General features: G+C 48.0%; 23 protein-coding genes. 14 read left to right on the forward strand and 9 right to left on the reverse strand.

What is annotated here, in order from left to right; genetic code table 11:
• The coding region (locus AAGC78_RS00870; protein ID WP_435782132.1) for a glycosyl hydrolase at positions 1-2,802 on the reverse strand (2,802 nt) is incomplete at its 3' end.
• A 280-nt stretch (positions 2,803-3,082) separates the two neighbouring features.
• On the opposite strand from AAGC78_RS00870, the gene AAGC78_RS00875 reads away from it, so the two are divergent.
• Both AAGC78_RS00875 and AAGC78_RS00880 read left to right on the forward strand, forming a co-directional pair.
• A complete protein-coding gene (locus AAGC78_RS00875; protein WP_435782133.1) occupies positions 3,083-3,541 on the forward strand; it encodes a GNAT family N-acetyltransferase in 459 nt (152 codons plus the stop codon).
• 32 nt (positions 3,542-3,573) lie between these two features.
• Positions 3,574-4,119, forward strand: coding sequence for a pyridoxamine 5'-phosphate oxidase family protein (locus AAGC78_RS00880; protein WP_435782134.1), 546 nt, complete (start codon positions 3,574-3,576; stop codon positions 4,117-4,119).
• Positions 4,120-4,147: 28 nt separating this feature from the next.
• Here AAGC78_RS00880 and AAGC78_RS00885 read toward each other — a convergent pair whose 3' ends face one another.
• The 4 genes from AAGC78_RS00885 to AAGC78_RS00900 form a co-directional block, all read right to left on the reverse strand.
• On the reverse strand, positions 4,148-5,128 hold the full coding sequence (locus tag AAGC78_RS00885; RefSeq protein WP_435782135.1) for an acyltransferase family protein: 981 nt from the start codon (positions 5,126-5,128) through the stop codon (positions 4,148-4,150).
• A 203-nt stretch (positions 5,129-5,331) separates the two neighbouring features.
• Positions 5,332-6,231, reverse strand: coding sequence for an aspartyl/asparaginyl beta-hydroxylase domain-containing protein (locus tag AAGC78_RS00890; RefSeq protein WP_435782136.1), 900 nt, complete (start codon positions 6,229-6,231; stop codon positions 5,332-5,334).
• Between the two features lie 166 nt (positions 6,232-6,397).
• Positions 6,398-7,315, reverse strand: coding sequence for a response regulator (locus AAGC78_RS00895; RefSeq protein ID WP_435782137.1), 918 nt, complete (start codon positions 7,313-7,315; stop codon positions 6,398-6,400).
• 64 nt (positions 7,316-7,379) lie between these two features.
• A complete protein-coding gene (locus AAGC78_RS00900; RefSeq protein WP_435782138.1) occupies positions 7,380-10,826 on the reverse strand; it encodes a hybrid sensor histidine kinase/response regulator in 3,447 nt (1,148 codons plus the stop codon).
• A gap of 459 nt (positions 10,827-11,285) precedes the next feature.
• Between AAGC78_RS00900 and urtA the strand changes: the two genes are divergently transcribed.
• The 5 genes from urtA (at position 11,286) to urtE (ending at position 16,382) form a co-directional block, all read left to right on the forward strand.
• Positions 11,286-12,536, forward strand: coding sequence for an urea ABC transporter substrate-binding protein (urtA, locus tag AAGC78_RS00905; protein ID WP_435782139.1), 1,251 nt, complete (start codon positions 11,286-11,288; stop codon positions 12,534-12,536).
• A gap of 210 nt (positions 12,537-12,746) precedes the next feature.
• Positions 12,747-13,673 (forward strand): urea ABC transporter permease subunit UrtB, encoded by a 927-nt coding sequence (gene urtB / locus AAGC78_RS00910; protein WP_435782140.1) that lies wholly within the window; start codon positions 12,747-12,749, stop codon positions 13,671-13,673.
• A gap of 15 nt (positions 13,674-13,688) precedes the next feature.
• Positions 13,689-14,912: an urea ABC transporter permease subunit UrtC gene (urtC, locus tag AAGC78_RS00915; protein ID WP_435782141.1), complete on the forward strand. Its 1,224-nt coding sequence runs from the start codon at positions 13,689-13,691 to the stop codon at positions 14,910-14,912.
• Positions 14,905-15,651 (forward strand): urea ABC transporter ATP-binding protein UrtD, encoded by a 747-nt coding sequence (gene urtD, locus AAGC78_RS00920; protein WP_435782142.1) that lies wholly within the window; start codon positions 14,905-14,907, stop codon positions 15,649-15,651. The genes urtC and urtD overlap by 8 nt, the downstream gene beginning before the upstream one ends.
• A gap of 41 nt (positions 15,652-15,692) precedes the next feature.
• Positions 15,693-16,382, forward strand: coding sequence for an urea ABC transporter ATP-binding subunit UrtE (gene urtE, locus AAGC78_RS00925; protein WP_435782143.1), 690 nt, complete (start codon positions 15,693-15,695; stop codon positions 16,380-16,382).
• A gap of 146 nt (positions 16,383-16,528) precedes the next feature.
• Here the strand turns inward: urtE and AAGC78_RS00930 are convergent, their stop codons facing one another.
• Positions 16,529-16,852 carry a hypothetical protein gene (locus tag AAGC78_RS00930; protein WP_435782144.1) on the reverse strand — a complete coding sequence of 108 codons (324 nt, stop codon included), beginning with the start codon at positions 16,850-16,852 and terminating at the stop codon, positions 16,529-16,531.
• 237 nt (positions 16,853-17,089) lie between these two features.
• On the opposite strand from AAGC78_RS00930, the gene fmdA reads away from it, so the two are divergent.
• On the forward strand, positions 17,090-18,319 hold the full coding sequence (gene fmdA, locus AAGC78_RS00935; RefSeq protein ID WP_435782145.1) for a formamidase: 1,230 nt from the start codon (positions 17,090-17,092) through the stop codon (positions 18,317-18,319).
• 177 nt (positions 18,320-18,496) lie between these two features.
• Positions 18,497-18,865, forward strand: coding sequence for an FmdB family zinc ribbon protein (locus AAGC78_RS00940; protein ID WP_435782146.1), 369 nt, complete (start codon positions 18,497-18,499; stop codon positions 18,863-18,865).
• A 62-nt stretch (positions 18,866-18,927) separates the two neighbouring features.
• On the opposite strand, the gene AAGC78_RS00945 is transcribed toward AAGC78_RS00940, so the two are convergent.
• Both AAGC78_RS00945 and AAGC78_RS00950 read right to left on the reverse strand, forming a co-directional pair.
• Positions 18,928-19,554 (reverse strand): TetR/AcrR family transcriptional regulator, encoded by a 627-nt coding sequence (locus tag AAGC78_RS00945; RefSeq protein WP_435782147.1) that lies wholly within the window; start codon positions 19,552-19,554, stop codon positions 18,928-18,930.
• 84 nt (positions 19,555-19,638) lie between these two features.
• Entirely contained in the window at positions 19,639-20,382 is a 744-nt protein-coding gene (locus tag AAGC78_RS00950) for a hypothetical protein (RefSeq protein ID WP_435782148.1), read from the reverse strand.
• 411 nt (positions 20,383-20,793) lie between these two features.
• On the opposite strand from AAGC78_RS00950, the gene AAGC78_RS00955 reads away from it, so the two are divergent.
• Positions 20,794-21,282 carry a DUF3465 domain-containing protein gene (locus AAGC78_RS00955; protein ID WP_435782149.1) on the forward strand — a complete coding sequence of 163 codons (489 nt, stop codon included), beginning with the start codon at positions 20,794-20,796 and terminating at the stop codon, positions 21,280-21,282.
• A gap of 76 nt (positions 21,283-21,358) precedes the next feature.
• The gene (locus AAGC78_RS00960) at positions 21,359-22,048 is read left to right on the forward strand and encodes a VIT1/CCC1 transporter family protein (RefSeq protein ID WP_435782150.1); all 690 of its coding nucleotides are present in this window, start codon (positions 21,359-21,361) and stop codon (positions 22,046-22,048) included.
• 46 nt (positions 22,049-22,094) lie between these two features.
• Here the strand turns inward: AAGC78_RS00960 and AAGC78_RS00965 are convergent, their stop codons facing one another.
• Complete coding sequence (locus tag AAGC78_RS00965; RefSeq protein ID WP_435782151.1) at positions 22,095-22,787, reverse strand: type 1 glutamine amidotransferase; 693 nt, start codon at positions 22,785-22,787, stop codon at positions 22,095-22,097.
• A 319-nt stretch (positions 22,788-23,106) separates the two neighbouring features.
• Between AAGC78_RS00965 and rhlB the strand changes: the two genes are divergently transcribed.
• The 3 genes from rhlB to AAGC78_RS00980 all read left to right on the forward strand — a co-directional run bounded on the left by rhlB (position 23,107) and on the right by AAGC78_RS00980 (position 26,476).
• Positions 23,107-24,687, forward strand: coding sequence for an ATP-dependent RNA helicase RhlB (gene rhlB / locus AAGC78_RS00970; protein WP_435782152.1), 1,581 nt, complete (start codon positions 23,107-23,109; stop codon positions 24,685-24,687).
• A 78-nt stretch (positions 24,688-24,765) separates the two neighbouring features.
• Positions 24,766-25,638 (forward strand): DMT family transporter, encoded by an 873-nt coding sequence (locus AAGC78_RS00975; protein ID WP_435782153.1) that lies wholly within the window; start codon positions 24,766-24,768, stop codon positions 25,636-25,638.
• Between the two features lie 28 nt (positions 25,639-25,666).
• Positions 25,667-26,476 carry a DODA-type extradiol aromatic ring-opening family dioxygenase gene (locus AAGC78_RS00980; RefSeq protein WP_435782154.1) on the forward strand — a complete coding sequence of 270 codons (810 nt, stop codon included), beginning with the start codon at positions 25,667-25,669 and terminating at the stop codon, positions 26,474-26,476.
• The last annotated feature ends 34 nt before the right edge of the window (positions 26,477-26,510 follow it).

A 26,510-nucleotide genomic window follows, 5' to 3' on the forward strand; every position in this document is an offset into this window, starting at 1 on the left:
GTTATGTGCCATGCGAATATTTTGTTGACCACCGCCATTCACGATGAAATGAATATCTGCCCAGGCTGCATTGTTAGCAAAAAACTTCACGCTATTTGCAGTAACAATCACGTGACCATAATTTCCATTGGCTGCCGATGAGCTGGACGCTTGCGAGTTACTGGTGGTGACTGCACTGCTTGAACTTAACGACGGGCTTGAGCTAATAGAAGAGCTTGATTTAACAGATGAACTGCTCAGCGCAATTGAGCTGCTTGATTTAAGTGGAGTAACGCTGTTGGTGATTGAGCTATTCGCACTGCTGACAGATGAACCGCTGGTTGGTGTGCAGCTGGTTGATGACGGAATGCCATCAGGTACTTCACCGGTGCGTTTTATACGGAAGCTTCTCGCAGGCACATTCAAGGTCATACCATCAGAGAAGACAACATATTGAGGGCTGCAACCAAAGTTGTAAGCGATGTACGTCAAGCTGCCGTTTTTATTAAATGCTACTGCAGTTGGACTGGTTGCTGTCAATGACCCTGTGCCTGTTGCAAGATGGCCTAATTGTTTGAGCGTATGCACCCAGTGATAAGTGTGCGCTTTGGTTTCGCCTGCTTCTGGAATGTAATTAAATCCGTAGGCATTCATATCTTCCACAGCAGCCTGGCCGTCGGTCATCGCCCAAATATTCCACCACACATCGCGCCATTGATCGTTAATCAAACCGGATGGTTTGCCGTTGCTTGATTCGGCCATGCCGAGGTCAACATATTTATCCAAATAGTCAGCGTGTTGGCCGATATGGAACACCAACGGGCTCAGTGGCAAACCTTGAATACCTAAAATGTGTGCGTAAGCACCGCTAAACCAGGTGGAGAATACATGGCCGTTGCCCCAAATAATTGATGTGGTCATTTTGGGATAGGCTGCATCGAAGTTATCGTAATCGCCGCTTAAACCACGGAAGCGATCCAGGTTGTTCCAGTATTCCCAATAAGCTGCTGTCGATGATGCGTGCAAATAAATGCCGCGTTCAGTAAGCGCGCGATTGTTGGTGATTTGGCCGTACAACACCATTGCACCGTAAGCGTTAGCGGCTTCAGAAGTGGATTCGTTATTGTTGCCCAATACAAAGTTGGCGTGACCTGATGCCCAAGAGAAACCGTAAGCCGGATCAAAGTTGCGCAGGTAAGGGAACATTGCATCGTCGCGCGGCGCGGCGTAATCGCGAATTAACAATTCCACCATCGGGCCGTAATTGGTAGCGCTACACCAGCTGGCATCGACGCGGCAAATTTCTGCAGCGGCGCGAACAAAATAACCGTAGTGGAAATGGTGATCATTTAATTGTTGTTGCGCACCGAAGGATTCATCGTAACCAAGTAAAGTATTCCAGTTGCTGTCGTAAGAAAAATATTTGGTGGTATCGACAGTGCCGTTGGTATTTGCGCGGAACCAATCTTGCAATTCACCTTTCAACCAATTGATTAATTGATCTGCTTCAGCAGTCATGCCGATAGAGCGAGCGATTGCAGCGAGCTCTGCAACCTTGCCGTAATTTTTACCGGCCCAATAGGTATCGATTTTATCGTTCCATGCTGCTGGACCTTGGCTGACAAATTCGGTCACAAACGCTTTTAATTGGTTTGAATCGTAGTCGCCAATATTTTCTGGCAAGTAGGGCAGTACACCCACAAATGGAATGGTGTAACTAAAACCATTGGTTGCCGCAAATTTGGTTACACCGCGCGCGCTGCGCACTTTGTAATTGCTGACTGCTTGCGTGGAGTTTTTCCAGGCCATTGGCAACATGCCGGCCATAGTGGTGACGGCAGCATTATTGAATTGATATTTGTGCGTTACTGTCACTTTGCTGGTGCTGCGGTTAACGGTGTAAGTGATGTTCACTTTATCCACGCGCTGCGCTGCGTACTGCGCAAAATCCTGGATCATCGCAGTCGATGGAACACCGGACACTTGCGGCAGCAAGGTTACCGTCATGCGTTTGCTGGTGTTGTTTACGCCGATGGTGGTGCTGTTGATGCCGCTAAAGGTGGTTGCATCGTGACCGGTGATCAGGAAGTTGTTGTGGTTGCCCGCAACATTGGTCCACACACCGATGGTATTGCCGTTTTGATAAAACACACCTTTCTCACCGCCATCCGCAGCTTTGGTGCGCAGTTGCAGGTTGCCTTTTAATGCAGTGAAGTAGGCATAGGGCGATCCATGCACAAAGGTCGCTTCCATCACCGGCGTGCTGCCGCTGTTCCATTGCACGGTGACCGAACCATCGCTGTAATCTTTGAGATAGGCTTCGAGGTTGTTGTACTCGGTATTGCCTACCGCGATGCCATCAAACACTTCATTGAATGGATCGGGAATAGAATATTGGGTTGCAGTCGGGCTGGTGCGCAGGCCACCGGGAATTCCCAAAATACGCACACCGCGCTCGGTAATGCGCGCGGTCATTGGATCGGGGGTGATGTAGCCTGCGCCATTAGGGTCACCCACTTTCATCTCGCCCATAAAGGAGATCGAACCCCACCAGCGGTGGGTCATGGTGTGCTTGCCGGTAGCCGGTGCTACTTTTTGTGGATAAAGCGGAGTCGGTGCACCAATCGGGTTGCAGCTACTTACGCCGGGTTTGACGATGCCCGCGTTGTAGATCCAGTTGCCGTGGTCGACGGCACATTTATAGCCAGCAGGGTTGGCGGCATCGGTGATGTTTCCCGCTCCATAGTGGGTAATCGTTGCGGAGCAGACAGGTGCGAGTGCGACTGCCCCCCATACGAGTAAGGCATTCTTTAGCATTTTCATGATGAGTCCCAGTGTTATTGTTAGATAGGGTGGTACGTGCGGTTGGCAAAGTGAGCTTTGGCCGACGCGCCACACTAAATCAGGGTGTCGGCGAAATCGTCCCAAGTTAAAAATAAAGCCAATGTGGGAGGGTTCACTTTATGGAATATAAAGAGTGAAACTCCTTTATCTAAGAAATAAGCCTGAGAAAATTTCTGCTTATGCTTTCCCGCTCAAGACTTCTTTAAGCGGGATGATAGGTAGATAATGCCGCCCTCTGGATCATCAGGATAAAACCCGCATGAAGATCATCAACCTCGCGCAAGCGCCCGAACATATTCCCACCATCGCCGCTTGGCACCACGCACAATGGGGTTATCTGAACCCGGGTGGAACCCTGGAAACCCGCATCGAAAAAATGCAGCGCTATTTAAAAGGTGCTGCAATACCCGCGATGTACATTTGTGTGGATGGTAAGCAAGTAGTAGGCACTGCTGCCCTGGTGGAGAGCGATATGGACAGCCACCCGGAGTTATCGCCCTGGCTGGCGAGCGTTTATGTGAATCCGGATTACCGCAATCGCGGCGTGGGTGCCGCGCTGGTCAAGCGTATTGTCAGCGAAGCCAAAGCGCTTGGGCATAGTCCGCTCTATCTCTTTACGCCGGACCGCGAAAAATTCTATCGGGATCTGGGCTGGCAATTTATCGCGCACGAGCCCTACCGCGGCAGCAATGCCACTTTGATGAAGATTGAAATCTGATCCGTACTGCAAGACCAACAAGGAGCTGAACAATGGGAAAGCGTTTTGACGAGATATCGGAAACCCTCAAAGATTTTATCGCACGGCAAAAAATATTCTTTGTCGGCACCGCCACTGATGACAGCCGGGTCAATATCTCACCCAAGGGGATGGACTCGCTGCGCGTACTCGACAGCAATCGTGTGATCTGGCTCAACGTCACCGGCAGTGGCAACGAAACCGCCGCCCACCTGCAAACCCATCCGCGTATGACCATTATGTTCGCTGCCTTTGAGGGCGCGCCTATGATTCTGCGCCTCTACGGTGATGCGCGAACCATCAATCACGGTGATGCCGACTGGAATGAGTTGTATCGCCAGTTTCCAGCCAATCCCGGTGCGCGCCAGATTTTTGATCTGCAGGTTGAACTGGTGCAAACCTCCTGCGGTATGGCAGTCCCGTTTTTTGATTACAACGAAGAGCGTGAACAGTTAAACAACTGGGCAACCAATAAAGGTGAAGCGGGGATTAAAGCCTACTGGCAGGAAAAAAATAAGTTGAGCTTGGATGGGGTACCTATAGAAACACCCGCAAATTAAAAATCGGTAACCCATAAAAAGGCCAGGTTCAGAGGATGAACTTGGCCTTTTTATTAATGGCGATAAGGAAATAAGCAGCAATGGCCGACAATCCAATTACCACCAGCGTAAACAAGGTTGCCTGCGAAGCCAGTAAACCTGTCAATGGAAGTAAAAACAGCGGATGCACAAAATAAATGGCCGTTGCATAGAGCGCGATATTTTTAGTGTTGCTAAATAAGTTGATCTGCATAAATAAAATAAACAGGGCAGGGCAGAGAATGATCAGCGAAAAGAAATTATCGAAACCACCATCGCGACCCGGTGCTACATAATTAAAATAAATTTCGGCTGAGAGTAATATCGTGCCAATAAGAGTCCACACTTGTGCGGTGGTGATAGAGATCGATTGATGCAGGTTATGTTTGCGGATCAGATAGCCTATGCAGAAGAATGGCAACGAAAAGAACAGCGCGTTGCGATGGACAAAGTTGATGTTGATAATGTTGTCCAGTCGCGGATTGCCAACAAGGTGATAGTTCCCCGCATATTGAATAATCACACCCATTGCATATATGGCAAGGCTAATGAATATCAGCGCAGGTGAGTTGAATCGTCGCATAAAAAGCAGGATAACCGCAGCACCAATCATTCCGGCAACGTACCAAAGATGGTAGTAGCCAACAATAAGTTGGATGAAAAACATCTTGAGCGTTAACTCAGCCGGTTTAAACCAGAATATTGAGTAGACGAGCATCCAGAAACCGTAGAGCAATAGGCAGCGCTTAAACCAAAGCACGGTTTTATTACTCTCCAGTGTTTGGTAAAAATAAAAACCGCTGATTAATAAGAACACTGGCACTGCAATTCTGAATATTCCATAAGCCGTAAAGTAAGACCAATCTACACTGATGTCGCGTAAAAATTCGGCATGTATTCCCACTACCATAAAAGCCATTGATAACTTCAAAATATCAAGTGCGACATTTCTGTCCAAGGAAGTTCCCTCCACATTGCTGATGTACTGCATCTCTCATTCGTGTTCGCATTTTTTATGCCAATGAATAAAAGATTGTGACTGTAAATGCCGCTAGTTTACCTGAGGGATTTTAGGTGCCATGAGTTGCAGGGTGTTTTTGGTGACACTATTTCATAATGGTGATGCCGGTTTGTTTTTTACGGGCATAAAAAAAGCAGCTCATTGGAGCTGCTTTTTTCTATTGTGCAAAATGACTAGAAGAATATCCAATAAATCAGGGCGAGATATAGGCCGTACTGCAATACGTAGTAGAGCGTCTTGTTAAATGCCTTAATTTTTTTCCCCAGTATGCGTACCTGATACAGATAGCCAAACGCGCGGTTTAAAAATCCCACCTTATCGCCTTCGATATTTTTTGTGGCCGAGCCAGCTACCACCAAGCGGGAAAATAGTTCATTGAACCAGTCAACTATCACAAAATCGACGGGGCGTTTAATGTCCAGGAAAAAAATAATCCGGTTTTGATCCGTTTTATTTTCAGCGTAATGGATGAATGTTTCATCAAACATAACCGCTTCGCCGTCGCGCCAGGAATATTTTTGGCCATCAACAGAAATGTAACAATCATCTGAGTTGGGGGTAATTAACCCAAGGTGATAGCGTAGTGAGCCAGCATAGGGGTCACGGTGTTTGGTCAGACGCGCACCGGGCGGCAGCATGGTAAACATTGCCCCTTTTACATTCGGCACCTGGTTAATCAGCTCCAGTGTTTTTGGGCAGAGTTGCTCAGCTGACTTCAGATTGGCGCCATACCATTTCAGGTAAAAACGTTTCCAGCCAGTGCGGAAAAAAGAATTAAATCCAAGGTCATCCAAATCATTCGAGGCTTTAATCTGGGCGGCATTGTCCAGATTGATAGCTTCATCGCGAATGATTTCCCAATTGTCCTGAAATATTTTCAATTCCGGGAACTGTTTTACATCGATATAAACAGATTGGGTGTTTTTGGAGAAGAAATAAAACAGGCAATTGACAGGAGCGAGGAAGTTAGAGTGGTCGGTTAATTTGCGGGTAAATCGATCATGCTGTACGGCGCCTCTATTTTGTACATAGATGGCCGCGATGATGAAAACTCCCAGAATAAATAATCCCATAGGCGAGACTCCTGAACATCGTAGTAACCGCGCGTACGATAATGATAGCCATGAGTAAATTCAACATTCCGACCAGTTATTTTTTGTAACTAATGACATTAGTCAGCCCCGTTATAATTATTTCAGAGGTATGACGAAATCATTAATTATTTTGTGCAGCAAAAGATCACGCTTTGCTCAGACATTTGATGGCAACAGCCGCAGCGGAGGTTCTATTTTCAACGCCAAGTTTTTTGAAAATTTGTTCCAGATGCTTGTTAACTGTGCGCGGACTCATTTCCAGAATCTGGCCAATTTCGCGATTGGTTTTACCATTGGCGATCCATAACAGCACATCGGCTTCACGGCCGGTGACGGAAAATTGCTGTTTGAGAGAATGCGTATCATCTGCCGGTTTGTGTGGGTTGGTAAGGCGCAATAAATATTCCTTGCCGTCAATCAGATTTAGCATCTCCACTTTCAATCCCTGGGTGAGCTGCTGCAATACCAGCTGTCGACCCGCCTCCGGTTTATGGCTGATCCATTCGCGCAATTGTTGTTCAGTGGCTGAGGTAAGTGCGATTGAGTCTGCCGTTGCCCCTGCGCCGTCGAGTAACTGATAAACCTGTGGTGTCGCCCACACCAATTGGCCATGTAGGTCGACGGTGAAGAGATATTGTCCGGCGGTATCCAGTGCGGCACGTGCGCTTTGGGTGATGCGGGCGTTGGCGAGATGTACACGCATGCGCGCAATTAATTCATCGGGATTAATCGGCTTGGTCACATAATCTACGCCGCCTGCACTCAACCCCATGACCACGTGTTCGGTATCACTCAGGCCGGTCATAAAAATAATCGGCACATCGGCAAGTTGTGGATTGAGTTTTAATTGTCGGCAAGTTTCAAAACCATCCATATTCGGCATTATGGCATCGAGCAAAATAATATCCGGGCGAATGTTTCGGGTAATCGTCAGTGCTTGCGCACCTTCCAGCGCAACCAGTACGGTGAAGTTGGATTCTTCCAGTACATCGTTAAGCATATGAATACTATCGATAGCATCATCTACCACTAATACTACTTGCGACTGGGCTTTAGTGTTCATTGTCATTGCTCACTGTAATTGTTGTTGCTAATTTTTTTGAGAACTTGTGTTTGCTGATTGTTGCCTATTGGTCTTGAAGGGTTTCTGTGTCTAATTCAGCATCAACTAATGCCAGTATTTTTTCAAATTGGAAATTACTGGTGAGACTTTTTAGTTCGTGGATAAAAGCAGGATGCGCTGCGCCTGTTTTTTCCAGCTCCTGAATTTTGGTCTGCAATCCTTTTTTGTGCCCGATAGCTGCGAGGTGGGCGATATCATCCAAATGGTTTTCTGCTGGTAATTCATAGGCTTCAATCAAATTAATTTCAGTCGGGATCAACTCCTGCTTTTCATAGCGCCACACCAAATTAAGCAGGCGGCCAATGTGATCCAATAATAAATTAATGCGCACAGGTTTAATCACATAGGCATCGTGTAGCGGAGTAATTTCAGTATTGTCGTGCAGGGGTAAATCTTTGCCTTCGCTTGCATCGGCAGAAACCATAATAATGGGCGAGTTAAAACCTGCTTCGCGCAATTGTTTTGCCAGCTGCCAGCCATTGAGTCCGGGCATGGAAACATCCAGCATGATTAAATCCGGACAATTGCCGTGATCAATCTCTTGTGCGAGTCGATCAAGGGCGAGTAGGGGATTATCCAATTCGATAATAGAAAATCCGATTGGCTCTAACATGGCGCGCGTCAGTTGGCGATGGGATGCTTCATCATCGACCAACATTAATGTGCGGGTAGCACCTTCGTAACCATAAATAGTTTGCACCGGCGCAGTAATAAATTCGGTTTGTGGTTTGCTAATACTTGCCAACATTAAACTGGCTTTAAAGGTGCTGCCTTTGCCGGGTTCACTGGTGACTGCGATATCGCCACCCATAATTTCGCTGAGTAAGCGAGTGATAGTTAAGCCCAAACCTGTGCCGGTTGCTGTTGAGCCTGCGCGGCGTACGCGCTCAAACGGGCGAAAAATGCGCTCGATATTTTCCGCTGCAATACCTTCGCCGGTATCGGTAATGGTGAATTCCGCCACCTGGCTGCGATAACGCAATTTAAAAATCACGCTGCCTTTGTCAGTGTATTTAATCGCGTTGGATAATAAATTAATCAGGATTTGACGCAGACGTTTTTCATCGGTGCGTACTAATTCGGGCAGGCGGTCTTTGCATTCATAAATAAATGTCAGGCCTTTCGCTTCTGCCTGTAAGCGGAACATATGAACCAGTTGCTCTACTAATACCGCAATGCGCACTTGATCCTGATGCAAATCCAAACGGCCCGCTTCGATTTTGGAAATATCCAATAAGCCTTCAATTAAATCGGCAAGGTGTTCACCGCTGCGACGAATTACTCCCAGCGCATCTTTGCGATGCTCCGGCATGCTGGGATCTTTTTCCAATAGTTGTGCGTAACCCAAGACTGCATTCAACGGCGAGCGCAACTCATGGCTGATACCGGTGAGGTATCGGCTCTTGGCTTGGTTGGCCGCCTCTGCTTCTTCTTTTGCACTTTGTAATGCGCGGTCAGTGCGTTCATGCGCTTCAATTTCTTCCATTAGCAAACGTGTTTGCCGTTGGGATTCTTCTTGCGCAACTACGCGGCTTTCGTGTGCTAATACAAATAACCAACTCACTACACCCGTGATGATCACTAATAAGAAAAATACTTTCCACAAAGTCGCTTCAAGTAATGCAGCCGTTTCCGGTGCATGGATAGGCGTTTGGAAATAAATCAGCGACAATAAAATCGCAGAGAGGCCATTAATTACCATGACCAAAATAATAAAGTGGCCGAGGCGTGAGTTGATATTCTCGCTGATACTCTTGGGTAAAAATGCTTTGATAAAGTCGCCGACCTGGGTTGCATAGCTGGCGCCGGGTTTGCAGTAATCATGGCAGCGCGCATCAAGTGAGCAGCACAGTGAACAGATATGCCCGGCATAGGCAGGGCAGTAAGTCATGTCTTCGGTTTCAAATTTGTGTTCGCAAATACAGCAGGAAATAGTAGCGTGAGCACCGTCAGAGTGCTCAGCCCCGGTAGCGAGTTCTACCACGGGACGTGAGAGGTAATAGCGCCCTCCGGTGGCAAACGCAATTGACGGCGCTGAGATCAGAGCAACACCCAGCGCAATAAAATGGGACAGCGCTTGTGCTATCTCTCCCAGGATACCGGAATGACAAACAATGCCGACGATTGACGCAATCAACATTGAGCCGAAACCGACCGGATTAATGTCGTACAGGTGTGCGCGTTTAAATTCGATATGTTTTGGGCTAAGGCCAAGTGGTTTGTTGATCACCAGATCTGCAACCAATGAACCCAACCATGCGACAGCGACTATGCCGTAGAAGCCGAGCGTTTGTTCTAGCGCGCGATAAACTCCCAGCTCCATCAATAACAACGCAATGGCTACGTTAAATACTAACCAGACCACGCGTCCCGGATGGCTGTGAGTCAAGCGCGAGAAAAAATTTGACCAAGCGATAGAGCCGGCATACGCATTAGTAACATTAATTTTGAGTTGGCTCAGGATCACAAAAATACCCGCGACCGAAAGCGCAACCTCGGGTGAACTGGCGATGTAACTGAACGCCACCATATACATGCGTGTTGGGTCAGCGGCTTCCGCAATACCAATGCCGTGATTGAGCGCAAGTACAGCGAGAAATGATCCAGCCAAAATTTTAATGGTGCCGATCACAATCCAGCCCGGGCCACCTGCAATCAATGCACCCCACCAGCGTAAGCGCTTGCCGGGTTTTGGGGGTGGCAGAAAACGTAAAAAATCCACCTGCTCACCGATTTGCGCGATCAGTGAAAAAATGACTGCGGAAGCTGCGCCAAACAATAAAATATTAACGCCTGCGCCCGCTTGTTCCTCGGTCTGGATACTGCCGGAAAATGCCGTCCAACTTTCTACTGCACTGGCGTCGGCATAAATAATAAAAACAAATGGCAAGAGTTGCAGAATGATCCACAGTGGCTGCGTCCATAACTGGAAGCGGCTAATAAAAGTGATGCCGTGGGTGACGAGCGGAATTATCGCCAGCGAACTGATCAGATAACCCCAGGCCAATGGAATTCCGAATAATAAATCCAGAGCCATCGCCATGATCGCTGCTTCCAGCGCGAAAAAAATAAACGTGAAAGAAGCGTAGATGAGCGAGGTAATGGTTGAGCCTATGTAACCAAAACCGGCACCGCGGGTGAGCAAATCGATATCGACACCGTATTTCGCGGCGTAGTAACTGATAGGAATGGCGGTGAGGAAAATGATCAGGCTGACCGCCATGATTGCGGCCACGGCATTATTAAAACCGTAGTGCAGGGTAATGGCACCACCGATGGCTTCCAGTGCGAGAAATGAAATTGCTCCCAGCGCTGTTGTTGCTACGCGCGCTGCTGACCAACGCCGTGCGCTTTTGGCAGTGAAGCGCAATGCGTAATCTTCCAGTGTTTGGTTTGCCACCCACTGGTTGTAATTACGCCTCACGCGAAATATGTGCTGCTTGGTTGTCATTGCTTACCCGATAAACAATCTGTTCGTCCGGGAACGTCTCGTTAAAAAGTTAATAGAGTGAGTCAGTGTGCGCACTATTTTTGTTGCGCATCTTTTGCGTGCGTTTTGGGCGCATCTCGATTCTTTTTTGGTGCATTTTTTATTTCTACTAAACAACACAGCGCCGTTAATGCTGGCGTTTAAATGCTGACGACTAATCACTACTCAATTGCTGTACCAACTTTCATCTCCCCACCATGCGTCAAATGACGTAGTGGTCTGTGTCATTTATCGAATGGTTTCAAACAGGGCGCACGCCTAGATTGTGAAACGTAGAGACAGCTTCCGCTTCAAAGCTCTCTCGGTGACTTAAACAGTAAGAACAAGGGTAAGTAAAACAAACTCAGTGGTAACAGCCTGCAAATCCCTATTACAGCTTGTGATCGATATAAACAACTCTTAATTACCTGAGGAACGACCATGAACAAAACCATGCTATCTCCCCTCCACCAAAGCCGTACGGGAGTGAAAACCTGGAAAAAATGTTTGTTAACACTTGCCGCTACTCTGGCATTCGGCACTGCACATGCTGCTGATGTGAATACCACTGGCCTTGCAGTGACTGATAAAACCGTAAAAGTCGGCATCCTTCACTCGGTGACTGGCACCATGGCGATCAGTGAAACCGGTTCTGTGCAAGCAGAGAAATTGGCGATTGATCAGATCAACGCAATGGGCGGTGTACTCGGTCGTAAAATTGAATACATCCAGGAAGATGGTGCGAGTGATTGGCCGACTTTCGCAGAGAAATCCAAAAAATTATTGGTGAACGATAAAGTCGCGGCGGTGTTTGGTTGCTGGACTTCTGCATCGCGCAAAGCAGTGTTGCCAATCTTTGAACAATACAACGGCATGTTGTATTACCCAACCTTTTATGAAGGTCTTGAGCAATCCCCGAACGTTATTTACACCGGTCAGGAAGCAACCCAACAAATTATTGCGGGTATTGATTGGGTAACCAAAACCAAAGGTGCCAAATCATTCTACCTGCTCGGTTCAGATTACATTTGGCCGCGCACTTCTAACAAAATTGCGCGTAAGCATATTGAGAAGCTGGGCTTGAGTGTGGTGGGTGAAGAATATTATCCACTTGGCCACACCCAATTTAACTCGGTGATCAACAAAATCAAATTGAAAAAACCGGATGTGATTTACGCAATTGTAGTGGGTGGTTCCAACGTGGCCTTCTACAAACAATTGAAAGCCGCCGGTATCGATATGACCAAAGAGAAACCACTTGTATTGACCATCTCTGTAACTGAAGACGAAATCCTCGGTATCGGTGGTGAGAACATGGTGGGTGCTTATGCAGCGATGAAATATTTCCAAAGCTTGCCGAACGACAACAACAAAAAATTCGTTGCTGACTTTAAAGCTAAATACGGTAAAGACATTGTAATCGGTGATGTAACACAAGCTGCTTATCTCGGCCCATGGTTGTGGAAAGCTGCAGTGGAAAAAGCGGGTTCATTTGATATCGATAAAGTACGCGCCGCATCACCTGGCCTTGAGTTGACAACTGCACCGGAAGGTTACGTGAAAGTTCACCCGAACCATCACCTCTGGTCAAAAACCCGCGTAGGTCACGCACGTAGTGATGGTCAATACGATGTGGTATTCGAAACCAAAGACCTGATCGAGCCGGATCCATTCCCGAAAGGTTATCAATAATAAAAATGACAACCAGCCGAAAGGCTGGTTGTTAGTTAAAAACCACAATGCTGGAAGAGAGGAGGATAGTTTGCTTTAAAACCATATGAGGCATGGATGCCGATTTGAGCCTACAAGGACGTATTCACGGCGTGTTTTAAAGTGAACTATCGTCCTCGCATCGAAGTGAAAAACCAGTAATTTTTTTTGAATCGAGATGAGGATACAGCCATGTTTGCTGAATACAGTACCTCGGAGTTGTTATCGATCTTTGCCATGCAAGGCGTAGCAGGATTGATTTTATTTTCAGTGTTTGTACTTATGGCCTTGGGGTTAGCAATTATTTTCGGCCAAATGGGTGTAATCAATATGGCGCACGGGGAATTTATGATCCTCGGCGCTTACGTAACCTATTTAACCTCACATGTATTCTCAACCTACCTGCCCGATTTTTTCAGCATGTATTTTATTCTCGCCATGATACTCGCGTTTATTGCCGCCGGAGCGCTGGGGGCATTAGTCGAATGGGCGATGATCCGACATTTATATCACCGGCCACTGGACACATTGTTGGCAACCTGGGGCTTAAGTTTAATTCTGCAACAACTCTATCGCACCGTATTCGGCGCACGTGAAGTCGGTGTGACTTTGCCGGATTGGTTAATGGGTTCATATCAACTGACAGAGACAATCGAATTACCTATTAATGGATTATTCGTTATGTGTCTCGCCATCGGAATTTCAGCTGCTGTAGCGATTTTAATGTATCGCTCGCGCTGGGGAACGCAGGTTCGTGCAGTAGTACAAAACCGCCCTATGGCCGGTGCAGTCGGAATTAATACTGCGAAAGTTGACCGCATTACCTTCGCGCTTGGTTGTGGTATCGCCGGTGTTGCGGGCAGCGCATTTACCATGATCGGTTCAACTGGGCCAACCTCGGGGCAACTTTATATTGTCGATACTTTCCTTGTGGTGGTATTCGGTGGTGCATCCAGTTTGCTCGGCACTATCGCCTCTGCATTCACCATTTCGCAGGCGCAATCAACCATGGAATTCTTTATGAGTGGATCTATGTCCAAAGTGCTTACGCTCTTGTTCGTAGTGTTCATTCTCATGTTGCGTCCGCAAGGTTTGTTCACCTTGAAAGTGCGTCGTTAAGAGGAGTAGCTGATTATGTCCCATGTTTTATCAACATCAGGTTTCGCTTCACTCTTTCCCAAAAAGGAAATTCTGGGATTTGTTGTGCTCGCACTCATATTGTTTATTGTGTTGCCGCTGTCGCTGGATATTTTCCGTCTCAACCTGATTGGTAAATATTTAACCTATGCATTCGTCGCTGTTGGTTTGGTGTTGTGTTGGGGATACGGCGGAATTTTAAGTTTGGGGCAGGGCGTATTTTTCGGCTTAGGCGGCTATGCCATGGCGATGTTTTTAAAGCTGGAAGCCTCTGACCCGGAAAGCACAAAAATTCAATCGACTCCTGGCATTCCTGATTTTATGGATTGGAACCAGCTCACCGAGCTGCCCCTGTTTTGGGAACCCTTCCATAGTTTCGGTTTTACCCTGGCAGCGATTATTTTATTGCCCTGCATTTTTGGTTACATCGTGGGTGTCGCCATGTTCAAACGCCGTGTAGGCGGTGTGTACTTTGCGATTATCACCCAAGCACTCGCGGCAATCCTGACGATTTTAATTATCGGGCAACAGGGTTACACCGGCGGTGTTAACGGCATGACTGACTTGCGTACTTTGCATGGTTACGACATCCGCACCGACAGCGCAAAATATTTCTTTTATTTTGTCTGCGTGGTGATGTTGTTTATCTGTTTGTTTATCGCGCAGTTTATTCGCAAAAGTAAACTGGGGCGCCTGCTGGTTGCCATGCGCGATAAAGAAGACCGTGTACGTTTCTCTGGTTACGATGTTGCCAACTTTAAAATCTTTGTGTTCTGCATCGGTGGCGTATTCGCGGCAATCGGCGGCGCTATGTTCACTCTGCAAGTTGGTTTTATGTCACCAACCTTGGTGGGCATAGTGCCATCAATTGAAATGGTAATTTTCTGTGCGGTCGGTGGGCGCTTGTCAATTGTCGGTGCGGTTTACGGCGCGCTGATTGTGAACTTCGCCAAAACCTCCTTCTCGGAAAGTTTTCCTGAACTCTGGTTGTTTGCAATGGGTGGATTGTTTATCGCGGTGGTAATGGCGTTTCCTAATGGCTTGGCCGGTTTGTACAACACCTATGCTGCACCGAAAGTAGATGCCTTGATTGACAAAATCTTCAGCAAAAAAACATCAACACCTGCTGCACCTCCACCGCCTCCTGCAGTGCCGCCGGCGAAAACTACTGCAAGTAAATCTGAAACTCCGGTAATTCCACAAGGAGCCATCCATGAGTAGCAATACAGACTTTGTACTTGCCGTTGAAGGCCTGACTGTTTCGTTTGATGGGTTTAAAGCGGTAAATGACCTGACGTTTTACGTCGATGAAAATGAAATTCGCGTAATTATCGGACCGAACGGCGCAGGTAAAACGACCGTGTTGGATTTAATCTGCGGCCGCACCAAAGCGACCGAAGGCTCAATAAAATTCCGCAATCGTGAATTAACCAAACTGCGTGAACATGAAATTGTAAAAGCGGGTGTGGGGAGAAAATTCCAGAACCCGTCTATTTATGGTGATCTCTCGGTATTTGAAAATTTGGAAATTTCATTTCCGCGTGGTCGCTCAGTATTTGGTGCTTTGGCATTCAAGCGTGATGAAGAAGTTATCAGCAAAGTTCACGAGGTTGCCAATATGATTTTCCTTGGCGATCAATTGGATCGCCAGGCTGAACTCCTCAGCCACGGTCAAAAACAATGGTTGGAAATCGGCATGTTGCTGATGCAAGACCCGGACCTGTTAATGCTGGATGAACCTGTTGCCGGTATGTCGGTTGGCGAACGTCAGCAAACGGCTGAGTTACTGCGCAGTATTATCAAAGACCGCTCGGTCATTGTGATTGAGCACGATATGCAATTTGTTGCGCAGATCGCCGACAAAGTGACGGTGTTGCACCAGGGAAAAATTCTCGCTGAAGGTTCAGTCGATAAAGTGAAGAGTGATCCCAAAGTGATTGAAGTCTATTTGGGTCATTAATCGACAGCGGGCATTGATCCCGCCATTGAGAGGAATTGATTATGTTATCTGTATCCGACTACCGCGTAAGTTATGGCCAGAGTGAAGTGTTGCACGGATTAAATTTTGAAGTGAAACCGCGCGAAATTGTGGCTGTTATGGGGCGCAACGGCATGGGTAAAACCACGTTAATGAAATCATTGATGGGTGTTATTCCCAGCTCTGGCGGCAGCGTAAAACTGGATGGCAAAGAAGTGAGCCAGCTAAAAAGTTTCCAGCGGGTTGCCAATGGTTTTGGTTTTGTACCACAGGGGCGGATGATTTTTTCCAGTATGACGGTAAAAGAAAATATTGAAACCGGCCTGACTACCACTAAACGACGCTCGGTGCCGAAAGAACTTTACGACATGTTCCCCGTGTTATTGGAAATGCGTAATCGTCGCGGTGGGAATTTATCGGGTGGGCAACAGCAGCAATTAGCAATTGCGCGTGCATTGGCAAGTGATCCCAAAATGTTATTTCTTGATGAACCTACCGAAGGTATTCAGCCATCGATTATTCGCGAAATGGGCCGCACACTAAAAGATATTCGCGATCAACGCGGGCTGTCAATTGTTGTGTCGGAGCAAGTATTAAGTTTTGCGTTGGATATCGCTGACCGTATTCTGGTAATCGAAAAGGGCCAGATAGTACATGAAGAATTGCGCGAGACAGTTAACGAAGCCAAAGTGGCTTCGTATTTGTCGGTGTGATTTTTTCGGTTAACTGTTTTTGGATGTCAATGTTCCATTGGTTTTATAGAGCACTTCAGCTTCAGCCAGCTTTCGCTACGTCTCGGGTGATCGCTGGCTTTTTTCTTTTCTCTCCTCTCATTTATTACTTACTATTTAAATTTTGATTAATCATTTCTGTCTGGTGGTGGCTCGTGTCCACCATCCGGCGGTTCAGGCATATTGTCAGGTTTGCAGGCGAGGGTGCTGCTTTCACCAGCCCGTGGCGGCAAGCTACAGATGCCGCGAATTAATTCATCATTGCGGCCCGCGAAACTGCACACATCATTTTCCGTCAATCCTTTACACGCAACAATTGCCTCTTCTGGTGGGCCGAAATGCTTGCCATCCCGTTCGGGGCGCTGGTTTTCAGCGGCGTATACCGGTTGCAAAAAAACATTTAAAAAAATACCGGCAATGCCTGCGATTTTAAATAATTGGATGGATCTCATGGTTACCTCATTGTTGAGAGCAATTACTAAAGTTATTCATGAGATAAGTAATAGGAGTATTGGTTCTACCCACAGGTTATCTGTCACAGTCTTTGCACAATTAGGATCTGTGCGGGTGTCTATACGTCAAATGGCGTAGGTGCGCGCGCTATTTGTCGTATTGTGGGCACTGCTCCCGAGCCAGATACTGACCCTGTTCCGCGACGCTTTGTCCAACCCACACCAGGAGTCAGTACCATGGCTGAAACGATTATCAAAATCGATTTAAATAAATCACCTTACGAAAATGAAATGATCCATAACCGCTGGCATCCGGATATTCCCATGGTTAAAACCGTGAAGCCTGGCGATGATTTTATTATTGAATGCTACGACTGGACTGGTGGCCAGATCGAGAATAATGACAGCGCGGATGATGTGCGCGATGTGGACTTAACCCAAGTGCATTTCCTTTCCGGTCCTGTGGGTGTCGAAGGTGCTGAACCGGGTGATTTGCTGGTAGTGGATATTCTTGATATTGGTGCATTCCAGGAAAGCCTGTGGGGCTTTAACGGATTTTTCTCCAAGAAAAACGGCGGTGGATTTTTAACAGAACATTTTCCTGAAGCGCAAAAATCGATTTGGGATATCAACGGTATGTTTACCAAATCCCGCCACATTCCCAACGTGGAGTTTGCCGGTTTGGTGCACCCGGGTTTGATTGGTTGCTTGCCATCAAAAGAAATGTTGTTGGAGTGGAATAAACGCGAAAAAGAACTTTACGATACCGAACCCGAGCGCGTTCCTGCGCTGGCAACGCTTCCCTACGCTGACACTGCCCATATGGGCAAGATGGCTCCCGATGCTGCAAAAGTGGCAGCTGCCGAAGGAGCGCGCACAGTTCCACCGCGCGAGCACGGTGGTAACTGCGACATTAAAGATTTATCGCGCGGCTCAAAAATTTATTTCCCGGTTTACGTCAAAGGCGGTGGCCTCTCTGTTGGCGATTTGCACTTCAGCCAGGGCGACGGTGAAATTACTTTCTGCGGCGCGATTGAAATGGCGGGCTGGATTCATCTGCGCGTGAATTTAATTAAAGACGGCATGGCGAAATACGCGATCAAGAATCCAATTTTCAAACCCAGCCCGATTGCGCCGAAATACGATGACTACCTGATCTTTGAAGGTATTTCTGTTGATGAATATGGTGAACAACATTATCTCGATGTGCACGTCGCTTATCGCCAAGCCTGTTTGAATGCAATTAATTATTTGACCAAGTTTGGCTATTCAAAAGCACAAGCCTATTCGATTCTAGGTTGTGCACCGGTGCAAGGGCATATCTCCGGTGTGGTGGATATTCCGAATGCTTGCGCCACCTTGTGGTTACCGACGGACATCTTTGATTTCGATGTGAATCCATCTGCTGAAGGCCCGACCAAAAAAGTGTCGCCGGGAATGGATGTGCCTTTGTCGAAAGATAAATAACCCCCTCCCAGCCTCCCCCTTAAAAAAGGGGAGGGGCTTTTACTCCCTCTTTCCACAAGTGGAGTTGCGTAGCTGGGAGGCTAGGTTTTTTCGCTCCCTCCCTTTTTTAAGGGGAGGGTTGGGGAGGGGTTTGTTCCGGTGGAGTTAAAATGTTTCAGTGAAAAAGTGGAGTAACTTATGCCTGTTTACGATTACAAATGCGCAGACCACGGTTTGTTTTATGAGTTGGCTTCTGTGGATGATTCAAGCAAACCGGCTGCATGCCCAACTTGCGCGCAATTAAGTGCGCGGGTCATTATGGTTGCACCTGAATTTTTGGATATGAAAAAAGAAAACCGCGCAGCCCATGCACGCAATGAGGCGGCGATGAATGCGCCCATATTTTCAACACCGGATTATCGTGCGGAACAACAGGCGCGCCGTGAGCACAAACACGGGAAAGGTTGTGGCTGCGGCGATAAGCCAATCCGCAAATCGAATTTAATGTACACCGCAGGGGGGAATAAGATGTTTCCATCAATGCGCCCCTGGATGATTAGCCATTAAAATGTTGCCCATATAAAAAAGGGCTTCAATGGAAGCCCTTTTTGATTTGTAGCGATTAGGAATCAATGTTTTGTGCGAATATTTTTCGGTGTACGTAAGGTGTCGATGTAGTCATTGAGTGTGCCGAATAGATCGACCAGTAGCTCGGGTGCCTGCATACATTTTGCAGCGCCCATGATCCCTTGATAGCTACTAAAAATGAACATCGAAATTTTTACTGGATCTATATCTTTTCTTACGATGCCATTGGCTTGGCCATCTTCCAGTGCGCTCACAATAGTCATGTGAGCATTTTCAAAGACTTGTTCCAAGCGTTGGTGAAATCCATCATCAATAGCGGCCATTTCCTGATTGAGGTTGTTCATCGGGCAGCCATTAAAAGATGCTGCGTTCTGGAATGACTCTGCTTTGAAAACAAACATCTGTTGCAGTGTGGTCAATGGATCATTGTGCTGCTGAAAAAACTCAGCCCATGCAGTTTGGAAATGGCCCATTAATACTTCATCAACAACCGCATAACCCAGCGCTAATTTGTTGGGAAAGTAGTGGTAGAGAGCGCCCTTAGCCAATTTGGTTTTCTGCAGGATGGCGTCGATGCGCATCCCTTGATACCCATTTTGGAAGATTTCCTCGCGTGCCGCTTCAAGTATGCGGGTACGAGTTTGCTCGGCGTTGCGTTCAGTAGCCATAGTTGTCTCTTGGGTATGTATTCATTTTTTTGTTATCACTTTTTCATGACATCCCAGTGAACAGTTTAAAGAAATGTAGCGCCGTTAAAACGACGGCGCCTGGATTTTTACTTCATCCGTTTTGATATTGCTCGCTAAACCTGCAGCGAAGAACAGCAGGCAGGCATTAAGCTCAAATGTCTCCTCAAACCACAGCGATAGACTCTTGTCGATGCTGAATAGTTCCTTGTCAAATGGCCAGCCACAAGCATAAAACACACAGGCTAGTATGCTGATAAGGATGGTTGGTGCGAGCAGGATTTTACTGAAGTTGCGCAGAACCAATTTGATGCGGCGCGACATATGCAGGGCAAATCCCAGAATCATCACCAGGGCGATCACACGCAATACTTTTTCCAATACATCCCAAGCCGCGCTTGCGCCGAGTTTATCGATATCAACTTCACGCAGAAAAAGTGCAAAAGCGAATAGCGCGAGACCTACGCGAATATCGCGTTTTAATCCCGACTCATGTGAAGTGAAGGCGCGTACACCTTGAATGATTGCGGCCAGCACCAAAAAGGCGCCTTGGCCTAACTCCAGTCCTGCATTTTCCGCAGTGACCAAAGGATTAATTTGCCAGAGTTCAAAACTCAGGGTGGTGGCGATTGCCAGCAAGCCAATAATCAGGAACGTCAGTGCTATTGATCTGACGCGATTGTTATAGCTCATCAATTCCAGCGAAAAAGGCTGAAGATCGGATAAATGATAAGGGGTGCGTAATTCCAAACGTGGGAAGCTTTGTAATAGTGGCAACTGTGCAAGTGATGATTTGAGAAAATTTTTCATTAACGGTGTGCTCCTTGAGCGATCTTTTTTTGGTTCTTAAGGCCGCGGTTAGGTACCTGCAACCCAAAGCTAGATTGGTGCCCATAAACTGAATCCACACTGAAATCAGCAGCTCACACAATCTGGTTTGAAGTTCCTTTTTCTCCATTATTTTAATGGCATTGCGCCATTGGTCGCCTTGGTATGGTTTGACAGCACCATAGTAGAGCAACAGACCATTTGGTCGGTTGCTATTAGATAACAGACCAACTGGTCTGTCAATTCAACTTTTGTCAAAATATGTGGCGGCAAGTGCCCGCCGGACGTGGGTTCTATGGGTAGAACTACCTAGGTTCATTCGTTAACAGTCCGGGCATGCTGGGGTATCCTGCACACTTTTGGGACGCTTTAGGCGTTATTAGAGAGAATTTCATGAAACCGCGCAGCAAATTGAGGCCCTTGTTTGCCCTGCTGATTTTCGCCCTGGCGATGGCTTTGTTGAATGGCGTTAATAAGCAACAGCTGTTGGACTCGGCCGATGCCCAAGAGCAAATTGCACTTGTTGGTGATGGCAAGAGCATTGCCGCTGGCGATGTATTGATCGCCGAGGCATTTCGCAGCGGGCGCTCCAATGTACAAGTAGGAGCCGAGGGTAGGGTTGCGCGCATCTTGTCTGATGATAACGAAGGTAGCCGCCATCAGCGATTTTTGTTGGAGCTGGAGTCCGGGCATTCGCTGTTGATCGCGCACAATATTGATCTGGCTCCGCGCGTGGATAATTTGCGCGAGGGTGAGTTGTTGGAGTTTTACGGCGAATATGAGTGGAATGAAAAGGGTGGTGTGATCCATTGGACGCACCATGATCCCAGCGGTAAGCATGCCGGTGGTTGGTTGAAATATCAGGGCCGCGTTTATCAATAGTGCGCAAGTGCGACTAGAATAGGCCTGTTGATTTTTATTGTTCATTCTCACTGGATTACTGACGAGTTTTTAATTTATGCGGCATCGCGAAAGACACAGATTGCATCATTCCGGTTGGTTGCGCGCAGCGGTATTGGGTGCGAACGACGGTATTATTTCTACCGCCAGTTTGATGATGGGCATAGTGGCTGCGAAGGCAGAGCCTTCTGCGATTGTGCTTACCGGTGTCGCCGGTTTGGTGGCGGGTGCAATGAGTATGGCAGCAGGCGAGTATGTGTCTGTGCGTTCGCAGGCGGATACTGAAGCAGCTGATCTCGCGCGCGAAATCCATGAATTGGAAAATGATGTTGCTGGCGAGCATCGCGAGTTGGAAGAGATTTATGTTGCGCGTGGGCTGGAGCGAAATCTTGCACATGAAGTAGCGAAGCAATTAATGGAACATGATGCACTGGGCGCACACGCGCGCGATGAATTGGGTATCACCGATATAAACAGTGCGCGCCCACTGCAAGCAGCATTAACCTCGGCCGCTACTTTTGCGACCGGCGCATTTATTCCGCTGCTTGTTGTATTGCTGCACCCGGTGGAATATTTATCCTTTGCGATTGTATCTGTCTCGCTGCTTGCGCTGGTTTTATTGGGAGGTCTTGCAGCGAAAGTGGGTGGAGCGAATATGTGGTTAGGCGCAGCGCGCGTTGGTTTTTGGGGCGCAGCTGCGATGGCATTAACCGCAGCGGCCGGTCATTTATTTGGTGTTGTGCTCTGATCGGGTACAGCACTATTTCAGCTTGAGTTGATGCAGTTGCTCAGTGTTATTTGTCGAAAATAATTCTGATCACATCGCTCATCGCGCGATTGATTTGCGCAAACTTTTCGCGGCTGGCGAGAATTTCTGTTGCGCTCTGTGTGTAGCGCGAGCCATCGATATCTTCTGCGCAATGTTCAATTAATGCTTGCGCCGATGCGGGTGTCGTTTCCAAATGAAATTGAAAACCGAACACCTGATTGTTGTAAACATAAGCCTGGTTTGCACAGCCTTCACTGCTAGCCAGATGCGTAGCGCCGGGTGGTAAAGCAAAGGTATCGCCATGCCAATGAAATACATTTGGATTGCGCGCAAAAACCTGTGCGATAGGGTGGTCGGCAGCATCGGGATTAATTGCAATCGGCAGCCAACCAATTTCCTTGTGTGCATTGCGTGTCACTTTTGCGCCCAGTACATCGGCAATTAACTGTGCGCCCAAACAGATTCCCAGCACAATTTTTCCGGCTGCTATCGCATTTTTTATCAGGATTTTTTCATCGGCCAACCAGGGGTGAATGGCTTCGTCATAAATTCCCATGGGGCCGCCCATTACGATCAGTGCATCAAAGCTGCCCAATTCCGGTGCGTGATCCCCGCGATACCAATGGGTGGTCGTCAGGCTGTAATGACGGTTGCGAAAGTCATCGGCCATGCTGCCAATATCTTCAAAAGGGACGTGTTGCAGACTGTGTATTCTCATGGATGATCCTTGGGTTAAGTCAGCTCTAGGCGCGAATGGGAATGATTATGCAGAAATCTCGCCATTTAGGGTGTATTAATTCCATACAACTGGCGCCAAAGCCGCTGATTGTCTGATGTTTGGTGTATACTCGGGCACAGTTCGTGCGTGCAATTAACATACTCTTTGCGCACTCCTTCCGCTGTTTCACCCGCAGGCTTCAAACCCTGGTGCCAGGTTAAACCCCATGCATATTGTGAAAGAGCGTTTACTACAGGCGAGTCTGCGCGACTTGCCTTCAGGTCTGGACCATTACACTCCAGGCTTGCAATAACTTTTGGTGAATAGATTGATCGGAAATTTCTTTAAAAAATTGATAGGTTCAGGTGCGGAAAAACCTGAAAAGAACGAGGCAAACTCCAAGCCCGCCAGTGATAAACCAGCCGCAAAAAAACATCCACGCGATCGCAATAACCAAAATAATCGTGGCAACCGTAATCAGCGTCAGGGTCAAAAATCCGAGCAGGCAGCAGGTGCTGCGCCGCGCGAAAATCACCCTAAGCCTCGGCAGCAGGATTCACGCCCGAAAAAGGCCGTCAAAATTGATCACGGCCCTTGGGATATTTCTGAGTTCCCGGTGGAGGAAGTTGAGGGCAAATCCCGCTTCCACGATTTTGATCTTGCGCCGCAATTGATGCGCGGTATTGCGAATCTCGGCTTTAAATATTGCTCGCCGATTCAAGCGCAATCGCTGCCCTATGCATTGCAAGGCAAAGATGTTGTCGGCAAGGCGCAAACTGGCACCGGTAAAACTGCCGCGTTTTTAACGGCGATTATTGATGACCTGTTGAAAAACCCCATCACTGAAAAACGCTATGCTGGTGAAGCGCGTGCACTGGTAATTGCGCCGACACGCGAGCTGGTTATCCAGATTGCGGAAGATGCCAAGAATCTGTGCAAATACACGGATCTGAAAATTCATACACTGGTTGGCGGTATGGATTACACCAAACAACAGCGTCATCTGCATGAAGATTTGGTGGATATTCTGGTGGCGACTCCCGGTCGTCTGCTCGATTTTTGCGGCAACAAAGATGTGTATCTCGATCAGCTGGAAGTGTTGGTAATCGACGAAGCTGACCGCATGCTCGATATGGGCTTTATTCCGCAAGTACGCCAAATTGTTCGTCAAACACCGAAGCGTGAGGATCGCCAAACGCTGTTTTTCTCCGCCACCTTTACCGACGATGTGCGCAATCTGGTAGATCAGTGGACCTACAAACCAGTCACTGTGGATATCGAACCCGAATCAGTTGCCAACGAGCGCGTTGACCAGCATGTGTATCTGGTATCGACCGAAGAGAAATACACGCTGCTGTATAACCTGATCCAACAGGAACATGCCGAAAGCATGATCGTGTTCGCCAACCGTCGCGATGAGTGCCGCGATCTGCAAGAAAAGCTGCAGCGCCACGGTATTAAGGCTGGATTGCTGTCCGGTGAGATCGCGCAGAACAAGCGCGTTGCGACTCTTGATGCATTCAAGTCCGGCGAGATTAAAGTGCTGGTGGCAACCGATGTTGCTGGCCGTGGAATCCATATCAGTGGCATCAGCCATGTGGTGAATTTCACCCTGCCGGAAGAGCCGGAAGATTATGTGCATCGCATCGGCCGTACTGGTCGTGCGGGCAAAACCGGTACCTCTATCAGTTTTGCATGTGAAGATGATGCGCTCTTGCTGGAGCCGATTGAGCGTTTGCTCGGCAAGCCGATCAAGTGTGAGCAACCACCGGAAGAACTATTGTTAAACCCGCCCGAAAGTCTCCCGGCACCTGCGCGTTCGCGTACCAATGAGCGCTTTAGTAATCGCTCCGTTGGTAATCGTCCGGGCGGTAACCGCAGCCGTCGGCCACGTCACTGATCCATTTCTGCTATCGGTAAACGCTGAGTTTTGATTTCGCCCGGTGCTGCACCGGGCACGCCATCCCCGGGAATGGTTATGTCGTCTGCCAAATCCGCCTTGTTAACCCTGCATTTGGGCGCGTTCCTGATGGGGGCGACAGGGCTCTTCTCCAAAATCATCGAATTACCCGCATGGGACATCACCGGCTACCGCACCTGGATTGCGGCAGTGGTGTTGTTTGTATGGGTGTATTGGCGCGAGCGCAACCTCGGCCTTAAATCCCCGCGCGACTACGGGCGCATGCTGATTCTTGGCGTTCTGCTCGCACTGCATTGGGTAACGTTTTTTTATTCGATGCAAGTCGCCAATATCGCCGTGGGTATGATCTCGCTCTATGCCTATCCGGTGGTGACGGTTTTTCTTGAGCCCTGGATAAAACGCACCAAACTCGATTGGCGTGATGTGGTCAGTGGCTGCCTGGTTTTGGTGGGGATTTATTGCCTCGTACCCGAGTTTGATATCAGCAATAACATGACCCAAGGGGTGATTTGGGGCGTGATATCTGCGCTTACCTTTGCGGTGCGCAACTTGTTGCTGAGTTATTGGTTTAGCGATCAGACTGCGGCGCGTTCAATGAGCTATCAGGTATTGATAGTCGCATTGTTGATGACCCCCGTTTTGCTGCTCTCACCCCATCAACCAAGTAACCACGATTGGTGGTTATTAATCTGCCTCGGCATTGTGTTTACCGCAATCACCCATACATTATTGGGATTCTCGCTGCGCTATTTAAAAGCCAAGACCGTTGGTTTGGTTGCCTGCTTGCAGCCGGTCTATGCTGTTATTTATGAGATCGCGGTGCTCCACACTTATCCTGATTGGGGCACACTTATTGGTGGCAGTATTATTATGGCGGCGGCGATTTATGAATCGGTGCGCGAGCACAATAAAGCCAATGCCTTGTTGTGACTTGCACGCATAATCTTTCGGGGGATTTATGGCTCACTCATTAATGCCGGTTGTATTTGTTCCCCACGGTGGTGGCCCCATGCCCTTGTTGGGTGATCCCAATCATCGTGAACTAACGCAATTCATGCGCACTATTGCGGCCGACTTACAGCGCCCGAAAGCGATAGTTGTTATTACCGCCCATTGGGAAGAAGAAGTGGCGAGCATCACTTATTCGCCCGCGCCGGACATGATGTACGACTACTACGGCTTTCCGCCGGAAAGCTACGAATTCAAATATCCTGCGCCGGGCGATCAACCCCTCGCGAAACAAATCCAACAGCTATTGCAGGATCAAAATATTCCCGCGCGCTTGGATAATCATCGCGCTTACGATCACGGTACCTTTGTGCCGTTGATGTTGATGTATCCCGCCGCCGATATTCCGGTGGTGCAATTATCGCTGCTCGCATCGCTTGACCCGGTTGCGCACGTTGCGATTGGACGGGCGCTCGCACCACTGCGTGAGCAAGGGGTATTGATCGTTGGTTCGGGAATGTCGTTTCACAATATGCGTGCGTTCTTTTCAAATGATCCCTCCATCAAAGGTCGCAGTGAAACCTTCGATAATTGGTTGGACGAAACACTGACTGCACCGCACTTGACGAATCCCGAGCGCGCCGAGCGTTTGCGCAATTGGGCCCTTGCACCCGAAGGCCGTTTTTGCCATCCACGTGAAGAGCATTTACTCCCTCTGCACGTATGCTGGGGTGCGGCCAGTCAAGGCTCGCCGGTAGCGCAGCAAAACTTCAATGGACTGCTTTTTAACACTGCCATCTCCGGTTACATCTGGCGTTAAAGCGCAGTTTAATCAGCAACTTGGCGCATTTTTC

The sequence above is a fragment of the Cellvibrio sp. genome (genome assembly GCF_039207905.1).
Classification (GTDB): domain Bacteria; phylum Pseudomonadota; class Gammaproteobacteria; order Pseudomonadales; family Cellvibrionaceae; genus Cellvibrio.